The sequence below is a fragment of the Pseudomonas sp. DE0010 genome, from assembly GCF_007680745.1.
Lineage (GTDB): Bacteria > Pseudomonadota > Gammaproteobacteria > Pseudomonadales > Pseudomonadaceae > Aquipseudomonas > Aquipseudomonas parafulva_B.
On record NZ_VEJQ01000072.1, the window covers coordinates 1 to 386 of the forward strand.

The 386-nt window shown below is 59.8% G+C and carries 1 pseudogene; it reads left to right on the forward strand.

What is annotated here, in order from left to right:
• Nucleotides 1-386 (forward strand): annotated as a pseudogene (locus FS767_RS21685) (IS5 family transposase); the annotation flags it as partial.

A 386-nucleotide genomic window follows, 5' to 3' on the forward strand; every position in this document is an offset into this window, starting at 1 on the left:
CCGGCTAATGCTCGATGGCGTACTTTGGGTGCTTTGCTCCGGGGCGGCCTGGCGTGACATGCCGGAGCGCTTCGGCCCCTGGTCAACTGTGTATCAACGGTTTCGGGACTGGCGAATCAACGGGGCATTCGATCGGATGCTCAAGCGCTTGCACCTGAGGCTGAACGAACAAGGTTTGATTGATCTGCAGACCTGGATGCTCGACTCGCCAGTGCGCGCTACTCGAGCCTCGTCAGGTGCTCGAAAAAAAAGGATGCTGACGAACCTGCCGATCACGCTCTAGGCCGCAGCCGCGGTGGCCTGACGACCAAGATTCACATGCTCTGCGATGCCAACGGCGTACCGTTGCGCTTCCTCCTCTCTGGCGGTCAAGCCAGTGACATCAG